Here is a 20211-nt window from a genome sequence, read left to right on the forward strand (position 1 = left end):
CGGGATTCGTGACGAGCCGGAGAGGAAACAACGAGACAAAGACGGCGGAACAAGTCTCGCGTTCAAGTGGTCGGCACCAGTATAATGCCAACCTCACCGAATTCGCCTCCCCACCGACCACTCATCATGCGATCTTTCATCACCCTCGCATGCGCCCTTTTGCTCGTGCCCCTCTTCCAACCCACCGAAGGATTGGGCGAGCAGCCACAAGCGCTGGCCGATCCCCCGGTCGATTTCGCACGCGACGTGCGCCCCATTCTGTCGAGCCAGTGCTTCGCGTGCCACGGGCCGGACGAAAAGGTCCGCAAGGCGAAGTTGCGCCTGGACGTGCGCGAGGACGCGATTAAATCGGGCGCTCTCGTTCCGGGGAAGCCGGACGCGAGCGAAGTATTTACCCGCATCTGCACGACCGACCCCGAACAGCGGATGCCGCCCGCGAAGTCCAAGAAGCCGCCGCTCACCGAAGCACAAATCAAAACGCTGCGGAAGTGGATCGCGGACGGGGCGAAGTATTCCGAGCACTGGTCGTTTGTGCCAGTGAACCGACCGGACGTTCCAAAAGCCAAGGTCCAATCCACGAACCCGATCGATGCGTTCGTCCGCACGCGACTGGAAAAAGAGGGCGTTGCTCCGGCGAAGGAAGCGGATCGCGTCACGCTGATCCGCCGGCTGTCGTTCGATCTCACCGGCTTGCCGCCGAAGCCGGAAGACGTGCGGGCTTTCGTGAACGACAAAGACCCGAAGGCTTACGAGAACCTCGTCGAGAAACTGCTCGCGTCGCCGCACTACGGCGAGCGCATGGCGGTGTGGTGGTTGGACCTCGTGCGGTTCGCGGACTCCGCGGGCTACCACAGCGACAACCCAATCAACGTGTCACCATACCGTGACTACGTCATTCGGAGCTTCAACACGAACAAGCGGTTCGACCAGTTCACGATCGAACAACTCGCGGGGGATCTGTTGCCCAACGCGACAATGGAGCAGAAGGTCGCGAGCGCCTACAACCGTCTTTTGCAAACGACCGAGGAGGGCGGGGCGCAGGCGAAGGAGTACGAGGCGAAGTACGCAGCCGACCGTGTGCGGAACTTCGGGCAAGTGTGGCTCGGTGGCACGCTCATGTGTGCGGAGTGCCACAATCACAAGTTCGACCCCTACACCCAGGCCGACTTCTACGCGATGGCCGCGTTCTTCGCCGACATTCAGGAACCCGCGATCGGGAACCGCGGCCCCGGTGTGCCCGTACCGTCTTCGCCCGAACAGGAAGCCGAACTCAAGCGCCTCACCGGTGCCGTCCCCGCGGCCCAGGCGAAACTCGATGCCGCCGCGAAGAAATTTGCTGGGGGGGCGAAGGCATTCGAGGACGTGGAGAAGTGGTCCAACCCGAAGCCCGACAAAAAGGGCGCGGCGGTTACCGTTCCCAACGACGTAAAGGCAATTCTCGCGAAGGCCGCCGACAAACGAACTGCCGCGGAGAACGGGCGCCTCGTGACCTTCGCACGCGACAACGCGCCCGATCTTAAATCTGAGCGCGACGCCATCGCTGCCGCGACAAAAGCACGGGCGGATTTCGAGAACGCGATCCCGCACGTGCTCATTTCCATCAGCGGACCGGCGCGCACGGTGCGCGTCTTACCGCGCGGTAACTGGCTCGATGAAACCGGCCCGGTCATGAATCCGAGCACTCCCGGATTCTTGCCGCCGCTCGCGCCACTCGCAGGCGGCACGGGACGCTACACTCGGCTCGATCTCGCGAAGTGGACCGTTTCGGCCGAGAACCCACTCGTCGCACGCGCCACGGTCAACCGGCTCTGGCGCCTCTTCTTCGGCTACGGCATCGCCCGCTCGCTCGAAGAAACGGGCATTCAGGGCGAACAGCCGACGCACCCGGAGCTGCTCGACTGGCTCGCGAGCGAGTTCTCAAACCCCTCCCCAACCCCTCCCCCAAAGGGAGAGGGGCTAAAAAGCATCGAGGGTTCTGCTCCCCCTTCCTTCTCAGGGAAGGGGGCCGGGGGGTTAGGTTCTTCGCCGTGGGACGTGAAGCACCTCGTTCGGCTGATGGTCACGTCGGCGACGTACCGGCAGTCGTCGGTGGAAACGCCCGCGGTCCGCGAGCGCGACCCGATGAACAAGCTGTTCGCGCGCCAGACGCGCCAGCGCCTCGACGCTGAGTTCATTCGCGATACCGCCCTGTCCGTGAGCGGGCTGCTGAACTCACAAATCGGCGGTCCGAGCGTGAAGCCCTACCAGCCGGCCGGGTACTGGGCCGCGCTCAACTTCCCTGTGCGCGAGTGGCAGAAGGATGCGGGGGGCCAGGTGTACCGGCGCGGGATGTACACGCACTGGCAGCGCACGTTCCCGCACCCGGCGATGGTCGCGTTCGATGCACCGAGCCGCGAGGAATGTACCTGTGATCGACCGAAGTCGAACATTCCGCAACAGGCGCTCGTGCTGCTCAACGACCCGGAGTTCGTGGAGGCGGCTAAAGCGTTCGCAGCCAAAGCGCTGAAGGACGGTGGCGCGACTGACGACGCGAAAGTGGCGTGGGCGTTCGAGCGCGCCACCGGTCGTGCCGCCAAGCCCGAGGAGACGCAGGTGTTGTTGAGCGTGCTGAACAAGCACCGCAAGCAGTTCGCGGACAAGCCGGATGATGCGAAGAAGCTCCTCGCGATCGGCGACATGCCGCCGCCCAAGGATACGAAGCCCGAGGAGCTTTCCGCGTGGGTGAGCGTGTGCCGCGTGATCCTGAATCTGCACGAGACGATCACGAGACAGTGACGGCATTCTCTGGTTAGTGCAACCGCCCTCGAAGCGAGAGTTGCAATGAGCGCACAGGTGCCGGTCGAGAGTCGAACGCGCGGACTCGGGTTCGCGGCTTTTGGAACCGCGCTGCACGCGGTCCTGTTGCTGATTCTGGCGGTGATGTATTTGGTGCGTGTTCCGGCTGCCAAGAGGACGTTCGATGAGTTCGGCATGACGCTCCCGTGGATGACTTGGGGCGTCATTCGCCTCTCGACCTGGCTGGTCGAGTGTTGGTGGACACTGATTCCGGCCGTCGCTCTGCTGGGCTGGCTCGACTTCGTCGTGATCCGGGGGCTCAGTCGGACTGCTCGGCTCAACGCGATTGCGTGGGTGGTGTGTCCGGTAGTTCCGTTTTCACTGGTCGGTGGGATAACAGCCTTCGCCATCGAATTGCCCATGACCAAGCTCACGAAGGCGTTGGCACCCTGACCCCGTTACGGTTAATCCTCCTCCGTTTGGTGCTGCGATGAACGCGAACTTTCTTTCCCGCGTCCGGTTCCTCCAGCGCCGCGCGTTTCTCGGTGACGCCTGCCGCGGGGTGGGTACTGCGGCGCTGGCGTCGCTGCTCGCCGGCCGGAACGTGCGTGCGGCAGAGTCGCAAGTGTCGCGCGGGGTGATCGCGAAGCCGCACGTAACGCCGAAGGCCAAGCGTGTCATCTTCATGGTGATGGCCGGTGGCGCGAGCCATTTGGAAATGTTCGATCACAAGCCCGAACTCGCGAAGCGGAACGGCCAACTGATGCCCGAGAGCGTCACGAAGGGTCAGCCGATCGCGCAACTTCAGGGCGCGAAGTTGACCTGCTTCGGCCCCCAGTGGGGGTTCAAGAAGCACGGTAAAAGTGGCCAGGAGATGAACGAACTGTTCAAGTTCCTGCCCGATGTCGCGGACGATTTGTGCATCGTCCGGTCGTGCAAAACGGAGGCGATCAACCACGACCCGGCCCACACGTTCATGAACACCGGGTCGAGCGTGTCGGGCCGGCCGAGCATGGGGAGCTGGCTCACCTACGGTATCGGGAGCGAGTCCGCGGACCTGCCCGGGTTCGTGGTACTCACCTCGAACGGGCGGGGCGGGCAGAACCAGCCGATCGCGTCGCGCCAGTGGTCGGCCGGGTTCCTGCCCGGCAAATTCCAGGGCGTGCAGCTCCGCGGGAAGGGCGACCCGGTGCTGTACCTCACGAACCCGCCCGGCGTGGACGCGGGGCAGCAAAAAGACGTCATCGACGCCGTCGCGAAGCTCAACCAGATGCAGAACGCCGCGGTGGACGACCCGGAAATCGCCACGCGCATCGGGCAGTACGAACTCGCGTTCAAAATGCAGGCGAGCGTGCCCGACCTGATGGACATGCGGGACGAGCCGGCGAAGGTGATGGAGTCTTACGGCACGAAGGGGAGCGACGGCTCGTTCGCGGCCAACTGCCTGCTCGCCCGGCGCATGGCCCAGAAGGGCGTGCGATTCATCCAGCTCTACCACCGCGACTGGGACCACCACGGCGGCATCAAGGACGGCATCAAACTGAAGATCGAGGAGATCGACCAGCCGCTCGCCGCGCTGGTCCGCGACCTGAAGCGGCTCGGGATGTTCGAGGACACGCTGATCGTGCTCACCGGGGAGTTCGGGCGCACGCCGATGTCCCAGGGCGGCAACGGGCGCGACCACCATATGAAGGGGTTCAGCGTGTTGCTCGCGGGCGGTGGGATCAAGGGGGGCGTCTCGTATGGGGCCACCGACGAGTTCGGGTACAATGCCGAGGAGAACGTGTTCCCGGTCCACGACCTGCACGCGACCATGCTCCACCTGCTCGGCATCGATCACGAGCGCCTGACCTACAAGTTCCAGGGCCGCGACTACCGCCTCACCGACGTCCACGGCCGCGTGGTGAAGGACATTTTGGCGTAACGCGCCCTTGTTGGTCGTTACACCATCGTTGCGCCTCTTTTCGCGGAAGCCCGGTATAGTCCAAACACTCGCGGTCGTGTGCCGCGAGCACTTGGAACGGGAGAGACGCGATGAAGTACCTCGTCCTGGCGCTCGTTTTCGTGGGCGGTTACTGGGCCGCGAACGTCGGCGCTCCGACCGCGAACTCGGCCGACTCGCAGCCCCCGGCCGCTCAAAAAGCCACGGCCCAAGCACCGGACCCGCTCGCGAATCCCAACATCGATTTCAACGGTTACCTGAAGATCGCTCAGGAAGCCGCACAACACCGCGAGAAGCGCCGGCTCACGGAAGCCGAGTTCCTCAAGATGAGCCAGGAGAAGGGCGTGATCCTGCTCGATGCCCGCAGCAAGGAGAAGTACGACATCCTGCACATTAAGGGCGCGATCAACCTGAGCTTCCCGGACATCGACATCGAGAGCCTCAAGAAGACCCTGCCGGACAAGGACGCCAAGATCCTGATCTACTGCAACAACAACTTCGTCAACGGTGGCCCGCCCACGACCGTCCGCGTCACGCGGGATAATCCCACGGGTAAGGCCGTCGGCGCCAAAGCGGTCCTGGCGTTTCCGTCGAAAGCCCCGACCGCGTCGCTGAACATCTCGACCTACATCGCGCTATACGGGTACGGTTACAAGAACGTGTACGAACTCGCCCCGCAACTCGATCCCAAGGGCTCGGTGTTCGCCTTCGAGTCCAACCCGAAGTAAAGACGGGTCTATCCTGTGCTAGACAAACGGGGGCTGAAAGCCCCCGTTTCGTGTTTTTCTCGCTCGATCTAACTTGTAGCTACTCACGGAGTTTACGTGAATCAACACCTTTGCAACTGCGGCTCGCGTGCCTTACCATGAGGCAACTATGAGTGTTGCGTAAGCCCCGCGTGCCGGTGCGGTATTCAACTGGCGCCCGCCGCAGTCCCGCTCCCACTGCCGCTTATCCATGATAAATCGACGATACGCTGCCGCTGTCGCTTTTGTCGTTACTGCCTCTGTGCTGGCCGGGTGCGCCCGGAAGCCACCGGAGCCGGTGAAAACCCCACCACCCGTTGTGATCGTGAGTTCGCCACTGTCACAAAAGGTGAACGACTACGAGGACTTCGCCGGGCGCACGGAGCCGTACCGGGTCGTTGAACTCAAGTCGCGCGTAACCGGGCACCTCAAGAAGATCCACTTCAAGGACGGGCAGGACATCGAAGAGGGGCAACCGCTGTTCGAGATCGACAGCCGCATCTATCGTGCGCAACTCGATCAGGCAACGGCGGCCCTATCCAAGGCCGAAGTTCACCTGAAGACCGCGACCGACAACTACGACCGCGTGAAGGGGTTGTACGACAAGGGGAGCGCGGCCAAAGAGGACTACGACATCAAGGCGGGTGACAGGGCCGAGGCCGAGGGCGACGTGAACGTGGCCCGCGCCGCGGTGCAACTCGCCGCCACCAATCTCCGGTACTGCACCATCCGCGCCCCGTTCGACGGCCGGCTGGACAAGCGGTTCGTGGACGAAGAGAACCTCATCAAGGCCGACGACACGGCCCTCAGCACCATTGTCCGGCTCGACTACGTGTACGCGACGTTCGACGTGGACGAGCGGACCGTGTCGCGGGTGCGGAAGCTGATCGAGCAGGGGGCGGTCAAGTCGTCCCGCGAGCACCCGCGCATGGTGCAGATCGCGCTGGCCGATGACGACACGCACACGCTCTCCGGGCAGGTCGTGTTCACGTCCAACCAGATCGACGCGGGCACCGGGACGCTCCGGGTACGGGCCGAGATCCTGAACCCGCGCATTCCTCGGGCGCCTTGGTACATGCTCTCGCCCGGGCAATTCGTCCGCGTGCGCATGCCCATCGGCGAGCCGCACGACGCGATCCTCGTTCCGGAAAAGGCCATCGGGTCCGACCAGGGGCAGAAGTTCCTGTACCTCGTCAACGAAAAGAACGAGGTCGTCCGGCGCAACGTCCGCGTGGGCCAACAGTACGGCCAACTGCGGGTAATCGAGGACGGCGCGGTCAAGACGAGCGATAAGGTCATTGTGGACGGGATGCTCCGCGTGCGCCCCGGTGCGGAAGTGAATCCGAAACCCGCCCAGCCGACGAAGGCTACCGGTACCACCGACTCTCCGCGCTCGTTCCCGCTCGCACCCGCCCCCCGCGTGAAGAGTCTTTCGGGTTCCCTCTAGCCACAAATCGGGTTGCTGGTTCCAGCAGTAACCCGATTCGCCCAACCGCGTTCAAGCAGCACTCTTTCGAACCGCACAGCGGCGATCATTGATGGCCGGGGAATCCGCCCCGGCGAGCGCCTCCCCGACCTCGCGTTGCTGCCTCCATGATTGCACGGTTCTTCATCGACCGGCCCATCTTCGCCACCGTCCTTTCGGTGGTGATTACCCTCGCCGGCGCAATGGCGGTTGGGACGCTGCCTGTTTCGCAGTACCCGAAGGTCACTCCGCCGACGATCCAGATCGACTGCAACTACCCCGGCGCCAGCGCACAGGTCGTGTCCGAAACGATCGCGTCGCCGATCGAACAGCAGGTGAACGGCGTCGAGGACATGCTGTACATGACCTCGCAGTGTACGAGCGACGGGACGTACACGCTGACGGTCACGTTCAAGAGCGGCACCGACCTGAACATGGCCCAGGTGCGGGTGCAGAACCGCGTCAACCTCGCGTTCCCGCAACTGCCGGAAGTGGTCCGCTCCACGGGCATCACCACGCGGAAGCGCTCGCCCGAACTGCTCATGACGGTCGGGATCACGTCCCCGCCGGAACCGGGGTTGCCCGACGGCCGGTACGACCAGCTCTACCTGAGCAACTACGCGGTCCTGAAGCTCAAAGAAGAGTTGCAGCGGTTGCCGGGCATCAGCGACGTGACCATCTTCGGCCAGCGTGACTACGCGATGCGCCTGTGGGTGGACCCGGACAAACTCGCTGCCCGGAACCTCACCGCGGCCGACGTGGTCCAGGCGCTGCGGCAACAGAACTTGCCCATCGCGGCCGGGCAGGTCGGCCAACCGCCCAACGGGTCCGGGCAGCCGTACCAGCTCACGCTCGCGGCACTCGGCCGGCTCGAAGACATCGAGCAGTTCGAGCAGATCGTCGTGAAGGGCGGCCCGCAGGGGCAGTTGGTGAAGGTGAAGGACATCGCCCGCGTGGAACTCGGCGCGAAGTCCCACGACGTCGCCAACCGGTTCGACGACAAGCCCACTGTTGGCCTCGCCGTCTTCATCCTGCCCGAAGCCAACGCCATCGAAACGGCGGAGGCGGTGAAGGGGCACATGGCGAAGATGGGCAAGGACTTCCCGCCGGGCATCACTTACGAAATCGGGTACGACACCAGCCCGTTCATCCGCGAGTCCATCTTCGAGGTGTTCAAGTCGCTTCGTGACGCGATCGTGCTGGTCGCGATCGTGGTACTCGTATTCCTTCAGACGTGGCGCGCGGCGATCATCCCGCTTGCTGCGGTGCCCGTTGCTATCATCGGTACGTTCGGCGCAATGGCGATGGCCGGGTTCACGATCAACAACCTGACGCTGTTCGGTTTGGTGCTCGCGGTAGGGATCGTGGTGGACGACGCCATCGTCGTCGTCGAGGCCGTTCAGCACCAGTTGGAGAAGGGGCTTACCCCCCGCGAAGCGACGATCCGTGCGATGGAGGACGTGTCCGGTCCGATCATCGCGGTCGGGATCGTGTTGGGCGCGGTGTTCCTCCCATGCGCGTTCCTCTCGGGGATCGTGGGGGCGTTCTTCCGCCAGTTCGCGCTCACGATCGCGGTCAGCACGCTGATCTCGACCTTCAACTCGCTCACGCTCAGCCCGGCATTGTGTGCGCTGCTGCTCAAGGGGCCGCCCGACCCGACCCGGAAGCCGTCGTTCGTCGCCGTGCTGATGGGGTACGCCTTCGCCCCGCTGACGTACTTGGGCCGGCTGTTCAACCGCGTGTTCGAGACGACCAACCGCGGGTACGTGAAGCTCGTCAGCCTCGGGCTGCGCGTGCCGCTTCTGGTACTCGCCGGCTACGCAGCGATCGTCGCGTCGGGCATGGCCGCGTTCCGCACGCAGCCCACCGGGTTCATCCCGCAGCAGGACAAGGGCTACATGATTTGTAGCGTGCAGCTCCCGGACGCCTCGAGCGCCGAGCGCACGCGCGAGGTGATGTCAAAGATCAGCCGCATCGCGCTGGAGACGGAACTGGACGACGGCACCGGTAACAAGGTGCGCCCGGTGCGCCACGTGAACGCGGTCGCCGGGAACTCGTTCGTCATCAGCGCCTACGGCTCGAACTTCGGTTCGATGTTCGTCATCCTCGACGACTTCGAGAACCGGCGCTCGAAGACGCTCACGGCCGACGCGATCGCGACCGAGTTACGGAAGCGGTTCAACATGCTGTGCCCCGAGGGGCAGGTGCAGGTGTTCGGTGCGCCGGCGGTGTCCGGCCTCGGGCGCGCGGGCGGGTTCCGCATCATGATCGAGGACCGCGGCGACGTCGGTCCGGCCATGCTCCAGCAGCAAACGGAAGCGTTCATCGAGAAGGCGAACCAGCAGAAACAAGTGGTCGGGCTGTTCACGGTGTTCAAGACGAACTCGCCGCAGCTCGTCCTGGCCATCAACATCGATGCCTGTTTAGAGCGCCAGGTGGACGTGGGCGACGTGTACGCGACCCTTCAGGGGACGATGGGCAGCCGCTACGCGAACGACTTCAACCGGTTCGGGCGCACGTGGCAGGTGAACGTGCAGGCCGACGCCCGGTTCCGGGACCAGTTGGAGGACGTGAAGCGCCTGAAGGTGCGGAACAAGAAGGGCGACATGGTGCCCCTGGGCGCGCTGCTGACCGTGAACGAGCGGAGCGGCCCGCTGGTCATCACGCGGTACAACATGTACCCGGCCGCGGCGGTCAACGGCAACGTGTCGGCCGGGAGCAGCACCGGCGACGCGATCGGGATGCTCGAAAAGCTCGCCGAGCAGCAACTGCCCGACAAGATGGCCTACGAGTGGACGGAACTCACGTTCCTCGAAAAGCAGTCGCGCAACACGGGCGGGTTGGTGTTCGGGCTGTCGGTCGCGTTCGTGTTCCTGATCCTCGCCGCGCTCTACGAGAGCTGGGCGTTCCCGCTGGCGGTGATCCTCGTGGTGCCGGTGTGCGTGGCGTGCTCGCTCGGGGCGGTGTGGCTCAGCGACCCCGGTTCCGCGACGCAGCAAGTTCTGCAGTGGAATGCGGGTGACGGTCCCGGGTTCCTGAAACTGGGGCCGTGGGCGCTCGAGACCGCGGCGTGGATCGATCGCGTACTCATTGGGAACGCCAACAAGTGGGCGCTCGCGTCCGGCATCGGCAAGCAGGACGTGAACATCTTCACGCAGGTGGGGTTCGTGGTGCTGGTCGGCCTGGCATGCAAGAACGCGATCCTCATCGTCGAGTTCGCGAAGATCGCACGCGACCGGGGCGCGGAGCTGAACGCCGCCATTTTGGAAGCGTGCGCGCTCCGGTTCCGGCCGATCATGATGACCTCGGTCGCGTTCATGCTGGGCGTGGTGCCGCTCGCGATCGCGACGGGGGCCGGGGCCGAGATGCGCCAGGCGCTGGGCGTGGCCGTACTCGGCGGGATGCTCGGGGTGACCGCGTTCGGCGTGTTCCTCACGCCCGTGTTCTTCGCCCTCATGGACCGCCTCGTGCGCCGCGCGCGGCGCCTTACCGGGCACTCGCGGGTGATGTCGCTGGCCGAACTCGCGCTCGTCATCATGGCCATTCCGGGGCTGCTCCTGGCGATCGAGTTCGGGTCCGACGCGCTGCTCTATGAGCTCCTGTTTGGGTTCGTCGGCCTGCTCGCGGTCGTGTTCCTCGGGATGGTCGCGATGGCCACCGGCGACACCGTACACACACTCGGGGACGTGGTGCGAGGGGCCGGGCGCCTCGTGCTCGCTGTTCCGACCCGGGCCGTCCGGAAGTTGGGCAGCGTCGCGCGCAAGATTCGGATTCGTGGCGGAACGAAATGATCGGGGTCACTAACGCGGTTCGCGGAGCCCGTTGAGCGCGCCCGGGTACCAAATTCTCTCTATCCCACACGCGGCATGTTCACACGCTTCTTCATCGACCGACCGATCTTCGCCGCGGTGCTGGCGATCATGACCGTGCTCGCGGGCCTGGTCGGGTTGGACTCGCGCCCGGTCGCCCAGTACCCGGACATCACCCCGCCGACGGTCGAGGTGTACGGCATCTACCCCGGGGCGAATGCCCGGGTGGTTGCCGACACCGTGGCCGCTCCGATTGAGCAGCAGGTGAACGGCGTGGAGGACATGATGTATATGTCGTCCACGTGCGGGAACGACGGCTCGTACACGCTGACGGTCACGTTCAAGCCCGGCATCGACCTGAACATCGCGCAGGTGCTCGTACAGAACCGCGTAAATCTGGCCGAGCCGGTGCTGCCCGATCTGGTGAAGCGCCGCGGGGTCACGGTCAAGAAGAAGTCGCCCAGCCAGTTGATGATTATCAACCTGTACAACACCAAGGACGTGCCGGACGACGAGAAGGCGCGCCAGCGCCTGCTCCTCGAACTGAGTAATTACGCGACCATCCAACTGCGCGACGAACTGGCCCGGCTCCAGGGCGTGGGCGACATCACGTACCTGGGCCAGCGCGACTACTCGATGCGGATCTGGCTCGATCCCGAAAAGATGGCGGTGAAGGGGCTGTCTTCCGCCGAGGTGCTCCACGCGATCGAACAGCAGAACGCGCAGGTCGCGGCCGGGCAGGTGGGGCAACCCCCGGCCCCCAGCGGGCAGGCGTTCCAGTACACGATCAACACGCTCGGTCGGCTCACCGACGACAAACAGTTCGGCGAGATCATTCTCAAGGCCGACCCGGACAGTCGACCGGTGCGCCTCAAGGACGTGGGCACGATCGAGTTGGGCGCGCTCAGTTACGACCAGTCCTGCACGTTCGACGGCAAACCGTCTGTCGCACTCGCGGTGTATCAGCTTCCCGGCACCAACGCGATCGATACCGCGCGGCGCGTGCGCGAGAAAATGGCCGAACTCCGGCCCCGGTTCCCAGCGAACGTCGAGTACCAGATCGCTTACGACACCACGCCGTTCATCGACGAATCGATCAAGGAGGTGTTCCACACGCTCCGCGACGCGGTGGTGCTCGTGGCGATCGTGATGCTCGTGTTCCTCCAGTCGTGGCGCGCGGCGATCATCCCGCTCGCCGCGGTGCCCGTTGCCATCGTCGGCACGTTCGCGGCGATGGCCGTTCTCGACTATTCGGTGAACAACCTGACGCTCTTCGGTTTGGTGCTCGCGGTGGGGATCGTGGTGGACGACGCCATCGTCGTCGTCGAGGCCGTCCAGCACCACATCGAGCACGGACTCGCACCGCGCGACGCAACCATAAAAGCGCTCGATGAAGTGGCCGGTCCCGTTATCGCGGTGGGCCTGGTTCTGTCGGCGGTGTTCGTGCCGTGCGTGTTCATCTCGGGGATCGTGGGGGAGTTCTACCGCCAGTTCGCGGTGACGATCGCGGTCAGCACGCTGATTTCGGCGTTCAACTCGCTCACGCTCAGCCCGGCACTTTGTGCGCTGTTGCTCAAGTCCAACTCCGACGCCCGGGCACGCGACCCGCTGCCCTCGATGGTCTTCCCGCTCGCGGGAGCTGGCCTCGCGTACTACTACCTGACGACCAACCCGCCGCCGTGGGCCGTGGGGACCGTGGACGTGCCGCTCGGGTCACTCGCGTTCTCCCTGCCGATGTCCGTTGCCGTGGCTGCGGGCGCGGGGCTGGTGGGCGGCGGTGTCGGGTGGGTGCTGCGGACGGTGCTGAACCGCACGCTGGGGTACCTGTTCACCGGCTTCAACCGTGGCTTCGACGCGGTGACCGTGGGCTACACGCGGGTCGTTGCGGTCACGCTGCGCGGATCACTGCTCATTCTCATCGGTTACGGCGGCCTCCTGTACCTCACATACGACACCCTGAACACCACTCCGACGGGCTTCATTCCCGCTCAGGACAAGGGGTACTTGCTCGTGAACGTGGTGCTCCCGGACGCTGCGTCGGTCGAGCGCACGGAACAGGAGATGCGGAAGCTGGAGGCCGTCGCGCAGCGCACGCCCGGGGTGAAGCACACCGTGAGCGTGTCCGGGAACTCGGTGATGATCGGTACGACCGCGCCGAACTTCGCGACGCTTTACGTGATGCTCGACGACTTCCCGAACCGGCACGATCCGGTTCTCTCTGGCGACGCGATCGCGGCCAAGCTCCAGCGCGAGCTTTCGGACGAGGTTCCCGGCGCGCGGCTCACTGTGTTCGGTGCGCCGCCCGTGGACGGGTTGGGTAACACCGGCGGCTTCAAGCTGATCGTGGAAGACCGCGGGGATACAGGCCCCGAGGCGATCGAGGAAGCGGCGCGGAGCATCGTCGAGAGCGCGGACGAGAATGAGTTGCGGGACACGTTCACCGGCTACCGCGCGGACACGCCCTGGTTGCGGCTCCACATTGATCGCGACGCGGCCCAGATGAAGGGCGTCGCGGTGGGCGACATCGTGGGCGCGCTTCAGGTGTACTTTGGCTCGCTGTACGTGAACGACTTCAACCTGTTCGGGCGCACGTGGCAGGTGAACGTGCAGGCCGACGAGAAGTTCCGCCGGCGCTCCGCGGACCTCAAACGCTTGCGGGTCAAGAGTGCGGGTGTCGAACTCGAAAACCAGATGGCCGCGCAGCAGGCGCGGGCGGCCGGGAAGCCCGCCCCACCGCCGAAGGAGATCATGGTCCCGCTGTCCTCGTTCCTCTCCGTGCGCGATACGAGCGGTCCAGTGATGGTGCAGCGGTACAACCTCTACCCCGCCGCAGCGATCACCTCGAACCCGGCGCCGGGCGTCAGTTCCGGTCAGGCGCTCGCCGCGATGGAGCGCACCGCGAACGAGAAGCTGCCGTCCACCATGAAGGCCGAGTGGACCGAGCTCGCGCTGCTGCAACTGGAAACGAAGGACACCGCGTTGCGGGCGTTCGTGCTGAGCGTGGTGCTCGTGTTCCTGGTTCTGGCCGCACAGTACGAGAGCTGGGCGCTGCCGCTGGCGGTGATCCTGGTGGTCCCGATGTGTATCCTGAGTGCCGCGTTCGGCGTGTTGTACGCGGGCCAGGACGTGAACATCTTCACGCAGGTGGGGTTCGTGGTGCTGGTGGGGCTGGCGTGTAAGAACGCGATCCTCATCATCGAGTTCGCGAAACAGCGGGCCGACGCGGGCGCGCCGCGCTGGCAAGCGGCTCTCGATGCGTGCAAACTGCGTCTGCGGCCGATCATCATGACCTCGGTCGCGTTCATCATCGGTGTGGTTCCACTGGTGCTAGCGAAGGGTGCCGGGGCCGAGATGCGCCACACGCTCGGTACGGCGGTGTTCGCGGGGATGCTCGGGGTGACCGCGTTCGGGCTGTTCCTCACGCCCGTGTTCTTCGTGGTCCTTCAGCGCTTGAAGGAATCCTGGGCCGGTGCCCGCGAGCCGGCGCCGATGAGCACGGAGCCGCCCGCGGCACATTAAGCGCGTGCATCCGGCACGCTCGTTGCCGTAAAATACCGCGCATCGCTCCATCGCGGAGGAACACCCATGACGCGGATTCTGTTCGCACTCGCGGTTACGGTCGGGTTCGCCGATCTCGCTAGCGCCCAGCAAAACAACCTGCCGCTCTCACCGGGTGTTCGACCGGTGATGCCGGCGGGGATCGGCGCCGCGACGTCGCGCCCGGACCAACCGGGCGTCATCTATTTCCCCGCCATTGCCCCGTGGGGCTGGGCCACCGGTTGGGCCTACCAATCGTCCTACAGTCCGTGGACCGGCTTCGGGTACACGTTCGGTGGGTACCTTCCCAACGGGGCAACATCTATCGCGCCCGCTCAGGAAGCGCCTGCTCAGCGCCCGCAGAAGCCTCAACCGCGGATCGTGCTGGCGAACGAGTTCCCGGCGACCCTCGCGCTCCAGTTCCCGGCCGCGGCCGAAATCTGGTTCAACGGGGAAAAAGTGAAGGGCGAGGCGCAAGACGCTCGCACGCTGACGTCCCCCGTATTGAGGCCGGGTACGCAGTACACTTTCGAGGTGAAAGCCCGCTGGAAGAATCAGGGTAAACTCTTTGAGAGTGCCCGAACCGTGACACTCGGTCCGGGGGATCACAGTCGGCTGCTCGTCGTATCCGGGACCGAAGTGCCGGAATAGAAGCCCACCGGAGAGACACCATGATCCGCACCCTTGCGACACTACTGGCGCTGGCCGGTAGTGCCGGATTCGCGAGCGCACAACCGCGCCACAATGCTCCTCTGCCCCTTTCGCCGGGTGTTCACCAAGGCAGCCCCATTGGTCCCGGCACTCAATTCATTCCTCAACCGACGCACCGATTCCCTGCGGGCGGAAGGAATATGCAGGGGCATAACTGGGCCGGGCCAGGGCACTACTTCTCTCCCTACGGTCGCAACAATCTCTTTGGTTACGGGGGATATGGGTACGGGTACGGCTATGGAGGTTATGATTATGGGGGGTACGGGTACGGCCCGGTATATGACTACGCGCCGGTTGTCGTGGAGGTGCCCGTGCTTCCGCCGAGTCCCCCCCAACGGCGTGTCGTGTTGGCGAATGAGTTCCCGGCGACGCTCGCGCTTCAGTTCCCGGCTGCGGCTGAAGTCTGGCTGAACGGGGAGAAGGTGGAGGGAGAGGCGAGCGAGGAGCGCGTGCTTACATCGCCGATTCTCAAACAGGGCGAACAGTACACTTTCGACGTCAAGGCGCGCTGGGCGGTCAACGGCAAGACCTACGAGAATATCCGAACCGTAACGCTTGGTTCTGGTGACCGCAGCCGGTTGCTCGTCGTTTCCGGGGCCGAAGTGAAATAATAAGAGTATTCGCATCAACACTTTGCGCGATCCGTCGAGAACGAAACATCTTCGACGGTTGCATCAGCACGAGTTGCGAACTACGTTCTGACGCCGCGTGAAGGGGATGCGCGGCACCCGCGCCGGTCGAGGGACCCACCGGTGCGGGGTTTTTACCCTCCTCCTTTTCAACACCAAATCCGCAACTCACTTCGTTCCGCATGTGCGAGGCTGCCAACCGATCTGGGCCTCGATATTGCCCGACGTGAAGAACCAAATCACTTGAAATCCGGGTCGATTAGTGCGCTAGTCTGACGGTGGTTGCTCTAACGATTTCCCGCGACGCGACGTACACTGTGAGTATGCCGATACTCTTGGTGTTCGTACTCATCGCGGCCTGCCTCCCGGTTGAATGGCCGTTCCCGCCCTTCGCCCCCGAGCGCCGGGTCGCGCTCGCGCTGACCGGCGGTTCCGTGGCGTTCGTTTTGGCACTCGCGTTCACGCTCCGCGTTTGGGTCGTGCGCGCGCTCCGGCTCGACCCGGCCCGTCGGTACGAGGTCGCGCGAACGTATAACTGGTGGCGCCGGACATTGTTCTTCCTGAACATCGCAACCGTCGCCGCGTGCGTGCTCGTATTCGGGTGGGGGTGGCTCGTCTGGCGCGAGACGCTCGTCTTCTGGAATAACTCCGCGCAAACCGCTCCCTTTGCTGAACTTGTGGTGCCGCTCCCCTATTTCGTCATTCTCCTGGGGTGCTGGTTCATCTACTACGACGCCGAACGCGCCCTGCACCGCGTGCTGCACCTCGGGGACCGCCCGTACTGGTCCCGGTCCGCGTACCTGCTCCACAACCTGCGGCAGTTCGCGCTCCTGGTGGCGCTGCCCGTCGTACTGATCGTGACGCAGCAGACGCTCAACCGGTACGCGCCGGAGATGTCGCGGACCACGCTCTACAAGGTCGCGTCGCTGGCGGTGGTGCCGTGCATCATCTTGTTCATGCCGCTCCTGATGAAGCCGCTCCTGGGGCTGCGATCGATGCCCGCGGGACCGACGCGGGACCGGTTCGAGGCGCTGGCGAAGCGACTCAACTTTCGCTGTGCGGACTTCCTGCTGTGGCACACGCACGGGGCCGCGATAAACGCCTTTATTACCGGGCTGGTGCCTCGAGTGCGGTACGTCGTGTTTACCGATCGCATTCTGGAAGACATACCTCCGGACGAACTGGACGGCGTGCTCGGCCACGAGATCGGGCACGCGAAGCACGGCCACCTCTGGTTGTACGCGGTGTTTCTCGCACTGAGTCTGTCGGTGCTCGCGGCACTGACGCTGTACCTCGACCAGTACATCGGCGCCGCTACGTCCGAGGAGTTGGTACGATTGCGGGGCTGGCTCATGGGGGCCAAAACGTGGATGTTGCTTCCGCCGGTCGCGCTGATTGCGGCGTACCTGTTTGTGGTGTTCGGGGCGCTGTCGCGGCGCTGCGAGCGGCAGGCCGATTTGTACGGGTGCAAAACGATTTCCTGCGCGAACCCGGCGTGTACCGAGCACGACGAGAAGACCGTCTACCCGCCGGGCGGTAACTGCTTGTGCCCGACCGGTATCAGAACGTTCGCCCACGCCCTCGACCGCGTGCGCGAGCTGAGCGGCATGGAGTGCGACGCCGGCGACCGGTTCACCCTGCGCCGGGTGTTGCGCTCCGTGTGGGGCTGGGTGCGTGCCTGGCAGCACGGCCCGATATCCCGGCGCATCTCGTACCTGCAGGACCTCGCCAACGGGTTGGTCGACGAGCGCCGGTTCCAGCGCCGGCTGTTCGCGTTCAAGTGCGTGCTGATGTTATCCCTGGCCGCAGCGCTCGTCGCTTTGGGCGAAGCCGTTGGGTGGAAAGACCTGTTCGATGCGTTGTAGGGATCGGGCGGGTTCGGCGCTCCGCACTATGCGTGGGGAGCCACATTGGTTACGATAGTGCCGATCACGACCGACCCAGGAGCGAGCACGATGAGCGACACCCCGCCCCCGGCCGACGCTGCGCCTGTTGTCACCGCCACACCGCCTGCCCCCAGAACCAAGTTCGCGTGGCCGTGGGCCGTCGCGCTGGCACTCGGGTGCGGCGTGGTATACCTCACGTTCGAGGCGGTAGCCGGGCGCGCGGAATCGACCCCGCCCGCTGAATCGCAGAGCAAAAAGAACCTGGACATCGCTCCTCTCAAGACCTCGGAACCGATCGCGTTCCGCGCCGATGATAAAGACAAGAAGGACGAAAAGAAGAAGGTCGCGGCCCCGGAACTTGAAGGGGGCAGTGCGTGGTTGAATAGCGGTGGCCCGCTCACGCTCAAGAAGGATCTGAAGGGCAAGATCGTCATTCTCGACTTCTGGACGCTGTGCTGCATCAACTGCATTCACATCATGCCGGACCTCGCTAAGCTCGAAAAGAAGTACCCGAACGAGCTGGTGGTGATCGGGGTCCACTCGCCGAAGTTCGAGAACGAAAAGGCGACCGCGAGCATCCGCAAAGCGGTCCTGCGGTACCAGATCGAGCACCCCGTCATCAACGACGCGGACCACGCGATCTGGAACAAGTACGAGGTGGAGGCGTGGCCGACGCTCGTGGTCATCGACCCGGAAGGCAATCTCGTCGGGTACGCCTCCGGGGAGGGGAACTACGAGATTCTCGACACTGTTATCGCGAAGCTGATCGACGAGCACAAGAAAAAGAAAACGCTCAACGAGAAGCCGATCCGGTTCGACCTCGCGCGGTTCCGCGAGAGCGGCGACACCCCGCTGTTCTTCCCCGGTAAGGTCGTCGCGGACGAGAAGGGCAAGCGCCTATTCATCGCGGACAGCACGCACCACCGGCTCGTCGTGACCGACCTTGAGGGCAACAAGATCGCGGTGATCGGCACCGGGACGCCGGGCAAGACCGACGGGGCGTTCGACAAAGCGCAATTCGACGACCCGCAGGGGATGGCGGTTCGCGGCGACACGGTGTTCGTGGCCGACCGCAAGAATCACCTCATCCGCGAGGTCGATCTGAAGGCGAAAACGGTCACCACGATCGCGGGGACCGGCGAACAGGACCACGAAGTCGATAACCGCCGGCTCACCAGTGCGGTGCCCGCGAAGCAAGTTGGGTTGAACAGCCCGTGGGACCTGGCGCTGGACGGGGACAAGCTCTACATCGCGATGGCCGGGCACCACCAGATTTGGTTACTGGATCTGAAAGAGAAGAGCCTCGCCCCCTACGCGGGTAACGGGCGCGAGACGATCGGCGACGGGGCGCTGCGCCGGGCCATGTTCGCGCAACCGAGCGGTCTGGCGAGCGACGGCAAAAACTTGTTCGTTGCGGACAGCGAAATCAGCGCGCTGCGTAAGGTGCCGCTCGACCCCGAGGGCAAGGTGGAAACACTCGTCGGGCGCGGGTTGTTCACGTTCGGCGACGTGGACGGACCGGGGCAGGTGGCCGACGACCCGCTTATGATGAAGACCGAGGCCCGGCTCCAGCACGCACTCGGCGTGACCTACGCGGACGGTAAACTGTTCGTGGCGGACACTTACAACAGCAAGATCAAGGTCTTCGACCTGAAAACCGGTGACCTGAAGACGTTCGTTGGCGGGAACCCGATCGGCTGGTTCGGGCCGACGACGTTCAACGAACCGGCCGGTATCAGCTTCGCGGGCGGCAAGTTGTTCGTGGCGGACACGAACGCGCACCGCATTCGGGTCGTGGACGTGGCGACGAAAGCCGTGACCACGCTGCAACTGAAGGGCGTCGAACCTCCCGCGGTGGCGCGGGAGATCAAGTCAGACGAGCCGAAAAAGTGAGCGCGGGCTTCCGCGCCTTGTGAGGCCCGGGAAAAACAGAAAAATCCGTGCCGCGGGCGCAAGTATTGTGTTTGCGGCACGGGACTGCGCCACCAAGCCGAAAACGAAACGCACCAAGGCCGGCAAAGCAACAGAAGAAGGAGATTCCCATGATCCGCACCCGTGCGGCAGTGTTGGCGGTTGCCGCGGCCGCGACGTTCGCGCTCGTGCCCGGTTCGGCGAGCGCTCAAAAGTGGTACGAGAAGGCCGTGAAGAAGGTCGAGGGGCGCTTCACGCCCGCGGAAGCGAAGCCCGGGCAAACGGTCACGTTCACGCTGACCATTGAACTCAACGAGGGGTACCACACGTACCCGCTGTTCCAGTCCGACAAGAAGGCCGAGGGGATGGTAAACGTCATCAAGTTCCCCGCGCCGGACAAACTCATTTTCGTGGGCAAGCCGGAAGACTCGAAGGACGTCGTCACGAAGGAAGAACCGGACCTGGAAATCCGGGAACTGCGGTACTGCCCGGGCACGGCCGTGTACACTCGCAAGGTGGTCGTGTCGCCAAAGGCCGCGGCCGGCGCCACGACTGTTAAGCTATCGTCGTTCAGTCTGAACGTGTGCGACAAGAACAACTGCTTCCCCCCCAAGACGGTTCCGGTCGAGGCCGCGTTCAAGGTGCTCGAAGGCCCCGCGGTTCCGGTAGAAAAGGCGTTCGCGGAAGAAGTCGAAAAGGCGCTCGGCACGAAGTAGCGTTGTGCCCGGTGCGCGAATAACGCGCACGCGGTCCGCGTCTGTAAGGTCATCTCGAAGCCCGCTGTATGCCCCATCAACGGG

At 64.4% G+C, this 20211-nt stretch carries 12 protein-coding genes; all 12 read left to right on the forward strand.

The window, feature by feature from the left end; translation table 11 throughout:
* Positions 1–126 precede the first annotated feature (126 nt).
* The 12 genes from VT84_RS01370 to VT84_RS01425 all read left to right on the forward strand — a co-directional run bounded on the left by VT84_RS01370 (position 127) and on the right by VT84_RS01425 (position 20127).
* Positions 127–2775, forward strand: a complete 2649-nt coding sequence (locus VT84_RS01370) for a PSD1 and planctomycete cytochrome C domain-containing protein (protein ID WP_082838221.1) — start codon at positions 127–129, stop codon at positions 2773–2775.
* Between the two features lie 45 nt (positions 2776–2820).
* On the forward strand, positions 2821–3228 hold the full coding sequence (locus VT84_RS01375; RefSeq protein WP_082838222.1) for a hypothetical protein: 408 nt from the start codon (positions 2821–2823) through the stop codon (positions 3226–3228).
* 37 nt (positions 3229–3265) lie between these two features.
* Positions 3266–4699 (forward strand): DUF1501 domain-containing protein, encoded by a 1434-nt coding sequence (locus VT84_RS01380; protein WP_082838223.1) that lies wholly within the window; start codon positions 3266–3268, stop codon positions 4697–4699.
* Positions 4700–4809: 110 nt separating this feature from the next.
* Entirely contained in the window at positions 4810–5445 is a 636-nt protein-coding gene (locus VT84_RS01385; protein WP_082838224.1) for a rhodanese-like domain-containing protein, read from the forward strand.
* Positions 5446–5788: 343 nt separating this feature from the next.
* Positions 5789–6910, forward strand: coding sequence for an efflux RND transporter periplasmic adaptor subunit (locus tag VT84_RS01390; RefSeq protein ID WP_162271554.1), 1122 nt, complete (start codon positions 5789–5791; stop codon positions 6908–6910).
* A gap of 146 nt (positions 6911–7056) precedes the next feature.
* Positions 7057–10719, forward strand: coding sequence for an efflux RND transporter permease subunit (locus VT84_RS01395; RefSeq protein WP_082838226.1), 3663 nt, complete (start codon positions 7057–7059; stop codon positions 10717–10719).
* Positions 10720–10794: 75 nt separating this feature from the next.
* Positions 10795–14256 carry an efflux RND transporter permease subunit gene (locus tag VT84_RS01400; RefSeq protein WP_082838227.1) on the forward strand — a complete coding sequence of 1154 codons (3462 nt, stop codon included), beginning with the start codon at positions 10795–10797 and terminating at the stop codon, positions 14254–14256.
* Positions 14257–14322: 66 nt separating this feature from the next.
* Positions 14323–14925, forward strand: a complete 603-nt coding sequence (locus VT84_RS01405; protein ID WP_082838228.1) for a hypothetical protein — start codon at positions 14323–14325, stop codon at positions 14923–14925.
* A gap of 20 nt (positions 14926–14945) precedes the next feature.
* On the forward strand, positions 14946–15596 hold the full coding sequence (locus tag VT84_RS37930; RefSeq protein ID WP_157469078.1) for a TIGR03000 domain-containing protein: 651 nt from the start codon (positions 14946–14948) through the stop codon (positions 15594–15596).
* Between the two features lie 341 nt (positions 15597–15937).
* Positions 15938–17479 carry a M48 family metallopeptidase gene (locus VT84_RS37935; RefSeq protein ID WP_157469081.1) on the forward strand — a complete coding sequence of 514 codons (1542 nt, stop codon included), beginning with the start codon at positions 15938–15940 and terminating at the stop codon, positions 17477–17479.
* Positions 17480–17569: 90 nt separating this feature from the next.
* Positions 17570–19393 carry a thioredoxin-like domain-containing protein gene (locus tag VT84_RS01420; protein WP_082838230.1) on the forward strand — a complete coding sequence of 608 codons (1824 nt, stop codon included), beginning with the start codon at positions 17570–17572 and terminating at the stop codon, positions 19391–19393.
* Positions 19394–19542: 149 nt separating this feature from the next.
* Positions 19543–20127: a hypothetical protein gene (locus tag VT84_RS01425; protein WP_082838231.1), complete on the forward strand. Its 585-nt coding sequence runs from the start codon at positions 19543–19545 to the stop codon at positions 20125–20127.
* The last annotated feature ends 84 nt before the right edge of the window (positions 20128–20211 follow it).

Source organism: Gemmata sp. SH-PL17 (genome assembly GCF_001610855.1).
Lineage (GTDB): Bacteria > Planctomycetota > Planctomycetia > Gemmatales > Gemmataceae > Gemmata > Gemmata massiliana.